The sequence below is a fragment of the Isoptericola sp. NPDC057191 genome, from assembly GCF_042670225.1.
GTDB lineage: Bacteria > Actinomycetota > Actinomycetes > Actinomycetales > Cellulomonadaceae > Isoptericola.
The window spans coordinates 1-5,508 of the sequence record NZ_JBHUWC010000229.1; the positions used below are offsets into that span (position 1 = coordinate 1).

A 5,508-nucleotide genomic window follows, 5' to 3' on the forward strand; every position below is an offset into this window, starting at 1 on the left:
CGTCCTGCGCGCGGACGAGACCGAACCGCTACGTCGGCGGGTTCAGGCGACGTGCTCCGCGAGGAACTCGGCCCACGTCTGCTTGCCGACGGCGCGGTCGGGGGCCAGGTTGCCGCCCGCCGCGTACGCGCGCGACGCCGCCCCCGGGACGCGCACCGGCATCGTCGGGCGGCGGGAGCCGACGGCGTCGAGGTAGGCGCGCACCATCGCGCGGAACGTGAGCACCTCCGGCCCGGCGACGTCCGGCACCCGCCCCTGCGGCTCCCCGTGCGCCAGCTCCACGAGCCGGGCCGCGACCTCGTCGGCCGCGATCGGCTGCGCCTGCCAGCCGGTGGGCGTCGGCACGACGGGCAGCTTCGCGAGGGCGCGGGCGGCGATGAGCACGAGCTCGTGGAACTGCGTGGCGCGGAGGTTCGTCCACGCGATCCCGGACTCCTCCAGCACCCGCTCCTGGGCCAGCTTGCTCGCCATGTAGCCGAGGGCGCGGCGGTCGAAGGCCGACCGCACCGGCACCTTCTCCGCACCCACCACCGAGATGTTCACCAGGTGCGGCTGCGCGCCCGCGTCGCGGACCGCGCGCACCAGCGCCCTCGCCATCGGCTCGTTGTGCAGCTGGTCGCCGGCGAGGTGGACCACGACCTCCGCGTCACCCACGGCCTGCGCCAGCCCCTCGCCCGTCTCCCAGTCCGCGACGACGTACCGCACGCCGTCCGCCGACGCGTGCGGGCTCCGGCTCACGACCCGGACCTCCTCGCCCGCGCTCACCAGGCGGGGCACCACCAGCCTGCCGAGGTACCCCGTACCACCGGTGACCAGGATGCGTGCGCTCATGCCGTCCTCCTCCGTGGGCGCGCGACCGCCGCGCGTCCTGCACCTCCGACGACGCGGCGCCGGCGGACGTGACACCTGCCCGCAGATCCACGCCTGCGCTCACGCACCGACGTAGTCCGCCAGGTGCTCGCCGGTGACGGTGGACCGCGACGCCACGAGGTCGGCGGGCGTGCCCTCGAAGACGACCTTCCCGCCGTCGTGCCCGGCACCGGGGCCGAGGTCGATGATCCAGTCGGCGTGCGCCATGACGGCCTGATGGTGCTCGATGACGATCACGGACTTCCCGGCGTCGACCAGCCGGTCGAGCAGGCCGAGGAGGTTCGCGACGTCCGCCAGGTGCAGGCCCGTGGTGGGCTCGTCGAGGATGTACACGCCGCCCTTCTCGCCCATGTGCATGGCGAGCTTGAGGCGCTGGCGCTCGCCGCCGGACAGCGTGTTGAGCGGCTGGCCGAGCTTCACGTAGCCGAGGCCGACGTCCTCCAGGTGCGCCAGGATCTTGTGCGCGGCGGGAAGCTTCGCGTCGCCCTCGCGGAAGAACGCGTGCGCCTGCGCCACGGACAGGTCGAGCACCTCGGCGATGTTCTTGCCGCCCAGCGTGTACTCCAGCACGGACGCCATGAACCGCTTGCCGCCGCAGTCCTCGCACGGCGTCTCGACGGTCTCCATGAAGCCGAGCTCGGTGTAGATGCGGCCGTTGCCCTTGCAGGTGGGGCACGCGCCCTCGGAGTTGGCGCTGAACAGGGCCGGCTTCACGCCGTTCGCCTTCGCGAAGGCCTTGCGGATCGGCTCCAGCAGGCCCGTGTAGGTGGCCGGGTTGGAGCGGCGCGACCCCTTGATCGCGCCCTGGTCGACGACGACCACGCCGTCGCGCCCGGCCAGGTTGCCGTGGATGAGGGAGCTCTTGCCGGAGCCGGCGACGCCGGTGATCACGGCCAGCACTCCGGTCGGGACGTCGACGTCGACGTCGCGCAGGTTGTTCTGGTCGGCCCCGCGGATCTCCAGCGCGCCGGTGGCCGTGCGGACGTCCTCCTTGACGCGCGTGCGGTCGTCGAGGTGGCGGCCCGTGAGGGTGCCGCTGCCGCGGAGCCCCTCGACCGTGCCCTCGAAGCAGACCGTGCCGCCCTCGGTGCCCGCGCCCGGACCCAGGTCGACGACGTGGTCGGCGATCGCGATCGCCTCGGGCTTGTGCTCGACGACGAGCACCGTGTTGCCCTTGTCGCGCAGGTCCTGCAACAGCCGGTTCATCCGCTCGATGTCGTGCGGGTGCAGGCCGATGGTCGGCTCGTCGAAGACGTACGTGACGTCGGTCAGCGCCGAGCCGAGGTGACGGATCATCTTGGTGCGCTGCGCCTCGCCGCCGGACAGCGTGCCTGCCGGGCGGTCCAGCGACAGGTAGCCGAGGCCGATCTCCACGAACTTGTCGAACAGGTGCAGCAGGCTCCCCACCAGGGGGGCCACGCCCGGGTCGTCGACGCCGCGCGCCCACTCGGCCGCGTCCGAGATCTGCATGCGGCACACGTCCGCGATGCTGGCGCCGTTGACCTTCGCCGACCGCGCGGACTCGTTGAGCCGGGTGCCGTCGCACGCCGGGCACGGCACGAACACGGCCGCCCGCTCGACGAACGCCCGGACGTGCGGCTGCAGCGACTCGGGGGCCTTGCTGAACATCGCCTCGCGCAGCTTGGGGATGAGGCCCTGGTACGTCATGTTCATCCCGAGGGCCTTGACCTTGCCCTTCTCCCGGTACAGGAAGTCGTGGCGCTCGGCGTCGGTGTAGTCGCGGACCGGCTTGTCCCCGTCCACGAACCCGGACTCGGCGAACCCGCGCACCATCCAGCCGTCGGCCTTGTAGCCGGGCACCAGGATCGCGCCGTCGTTCAGGGACAGCGACTCGTCGACGATGACGGACAGGTCGAGGTCGGACACCGTGCCGCGGCCCTCGCACTCCGGGCACATGCCGCCCAGGTACACCTGGTTGCGCACGACCTTCTTCTCGACCTCGCCACCGGCCTTGCCGGTGCTGAACACGCCGCTCGCGGTCGACGTCGGGATGTTGAACGAGAACGCCGTCGGCGGGCCGACGTAGGGGTCGCCGACGCGGCTGAACAGGTTGCGCAGCATCGCGTTGGCGTCGGTGACGGTGCCGACCGTGGACCGCACGTTGGCCCCCATGCGCTCCTGGTCCACGAGGATCGCGGTGGTGATGCCCTCCAGCACGTCGACGTCCGGCCGCGGCAGCGAGGGCATGAACCCCTGCACGAACGTCGAGTACGTCTCGTCGATGAGGCGGCGCGACTCGGCGGCGATCGTCGCGAACACCAGCGAGCTCTTGCCCGAGCCGGACACGCCCGTGAAGACGGTGAGCCGCCGCTTCGGGATCTCGACGTCCACGGCGCGGAGGTTGTTCTCGCGCGCGCCGCGGACGCGGATGAGGTCGTGCGCGTCGGCGGCGTGGGACGTCGTGGTGCGGGGGGACTCCGTGGCGGTCACCGGGGGTTCTCCTTCGGGTGGGGGTCAGCCGTGCAGCTCGGCGAGGACCTTCTCGATCCGGCGGGCGCGCGTCGTGTCCTGCTTGGCGCCCTCGACGTCGAGCACGTACCGGCGCCGGCGGCCCGCGGGAAGGGCATCGTACGCCGTACGGGCAAGCGGGTCGGCGTCGAGCGCCCGCGCGAGCTCCTCGGGCTCGACGACGTCCCGCGGCTCGGTGTCGAGCGTCAGCTCGACCTCCACCTCGGCGCCGACCTCGAGGCCTGCGGCCTCCCGGTTCGCCCGGCTCAGGCCGAGGAGGTGGCGGCCCCGCATGATCGCGACGCGGCTGCGCCAGCTGTGGCCGTTGACGGTGATCACCACCGGCGGCCGCGCACCCCCGCCGAGCGCCTCCACGACCTGCGGCGGGACCTCGAGCCCCTGCATCTTCTCGGCGGGCTCCACGACGGACCGGAACCTCATGAGCGCTCCCTCGCTGCCGGGCCTGCTGAGTCTCGTGACGCGGGGGATCCCCGGGACGCACACGGCCGTCAGACCCTGTGCGCGACGGGGCGCGCCGGCCCGGTCGGGGCCACGGCGCTCACCGGACCTCGTCGATGCGGACCATGTTGCCCGCGGGGTCGCGGAACGCGCAGTCGCGCACGCCCCACGGTTGCTCGGTGGGCTCGGAGACCACCTCGGCGTCGGCGGCCTGCAGCTTCTCGAAGACGCCGTCGAGGTCCTTGGTGCCCAGGATGATCGACTGATAGCTGCCCTTGGCCATGAGCTCGCGGATCGTGCGCTGCTCGTCCTCGGTGATGCCGGGGTCGGCCGCGGGCGGGTTGAGGACGAGCCGGACGTCCGGCTGTGCCGGCGAGATGAACGTCAGCCAGCGCATGTCGTCCTGGCCGACGTCCATCGCGAGCTCGAAACCGAGCAGGTCGCGGTAGAAGGCCAGCGAGGCCTCCGGGTCGGTGTGCGGGAGGAACGTGGTGTGGATGGTGATGTCGATGTCGCTCATGGAATCACGCTAGGGGCAGCCCCACGGCCGGCGCTTCTCGATTCCTGACCGGTCGGGTGACCTGCTTCGCGACGCACGACGGCAGCTCCCCCGCGCCCGCCGTCCGCGCCCGCCGGGCGTACTCGCTGGGCGACATCCCCACCAGCTCCGTGAACCGCGTGCTGAACGTGCCGAGCGACGACGACCCGACCTCGAAGCACACCTCCGTGACGCTCAGGTCGCCCCGCCGCAGCAGCGCCATCGCCCGCTCGATGCGCCGCGTCATCAGGTAGCTGTACGGCGACTCCCCGAAGGCCTGCTTGAACTGCCGGCTCAGGTGGCCGGCCGACATGTGCACGCCACGGGCCAGCGCCTCCACGTCCAGCGGCTGCGCGAACTCCCGGTCCATCCGGTCGCGCACGCGTCGCAGCCGGGCGAGGTCGCGCAGGCGGTCGGCGTCGCTGCTGCTCACGGTGCGATGCTTCCACGCCGCACCGACGTCCGCGACGTCAGCGTCGACCAGCGGCGGTCAGTATCGGTCAGCCGCCACCCGGGCGTGCAGGTGCATGTCGTGCCAGCCGTCGAGATGACGCACGGACTGCCGCAGCACGCCCTCGGCGGCGAACCCGGCCTTCGCGGCCACGCGGCACGACGGCGCGTTGCCGACCGAGTGCACCAGCTCCAGCCGGTGGAAGCCGGAGTCGAACGCCCACCGGGCGGCGACGTCGGCCGCGGCGGGCGCCACGCCCCGGCCACGCGCCTGCGGGGCCGTCCAGTAGGCGACCGTCCCGACGCCGTGCGGGTCGAACGCCTTGACGACCATGCGGCCCAGCACCGCGTCGTCCGCCGCGTCGGCCACCGCCCAGCTCGACTCGCGCCCGTCGCCCCAGCCGGCACGCCAGCCCCGGATCACCTCGCGCGCCTCGTCGTCGGAGTCCAGCACGCGCACGTGCCACCGCTGGATCGCCGGGTCCGCGTACACGGCCCGCACCGCCGGGGCGTCGTCGAGCCGCCACGGCCGCAGCCGCGCGCCCGCCCCGGGCACGTCGAGCGTCGGCTGATCGGGCTCCAGGAACGGCGCGAACGTGACGGGCAGCAGCACGGGCATGAACCGATCCTGACAGCCCGCCGCACGGCTGGCCAGTACGTCTGCCCAGGTCAACGCGCCGCTGCCGAACAGGTGGTTGTCCACCTTCTGGCGCGCCAGAAGG

At 72.9% G+C, this 5,508-nt stretch carries 6 protein-coding genes; all 6 read right to left on the bottom strand.

All coding sequences use genetic code 11. The features are described from left to right. Positions 1-42: 42 nt before the first annotated feature. Positions 43-831 carry an SDR family oxidoreductase gene (locus ACFT55_RS18765; protein ID WP_380245363.1) on the bottom strand — a complete coding sequence of 263 codons (789 nt, stop codon included), beginning with the start codon at positions 829-831 and terminating at the stop codon, positions 43-45. A 99-nt stretch (positions 832-930) separates the two neighbouring features. Then, entirely contained in the window at positions 931-3,321 is a 2,391-nt protein-coding gene (locus ACFT55_RS18770) for an ATP-binding cassette domain-containing protein (protein WP_380245364.1), read from the bottom strand. 24 nt (positions 3,322-3,345) lie between these two features. After that, positions 3,346-3,780 (bottom strand): YdeI/OmpD-associated family protein, encoded by a 435-nt coding sequence (locus tag ACFT55_RS18775; RefSeq protein WP_380245365.1) that lies wholly within the window; start codon positions 3,778-3,780, stop codon positions 3,346-3,348. 118 nt (positions 3,781-3,898) lie between these two features. Further along, a complete protein-coding gene (locus tag ACFT55_RS18780; protein ID WP_380245368.1) occupies positions 3,899-4,309 on the bottom strand; it encodes a VOC family protein in 411 nt (136 codons plus the stop codon). A gap of 13 nt (positions 4,310-4,322) precedes the next feature. Then, positions 4,323-4,769 carry a helix-turn-helix transcriptional regulator gene (locus ACFT55_RS18785; RefSeq protein ID WP_380245366.1) on the bottom strand — a complete coding sequence of 149 codons (447 nt, stop codon included), beginning with the start codon at positions 4,767-4,769 and terminating at the stop codon, positions 4,323-4,325. 57 nt (positions 4,770-4,826) lie between these two features. Continuing rightward, entirely contained in the window at positions 4,827-5,405 is a 579-nt protein-coding gene (locus ACFT55_RS18790) for a GNAT family N-acetyltransferase (RefSeq protein WP_380245367.1), read from the bottom strand. Between the last annotated feature and the right edge of the window lie 103 nt (positions 5,406-5,508).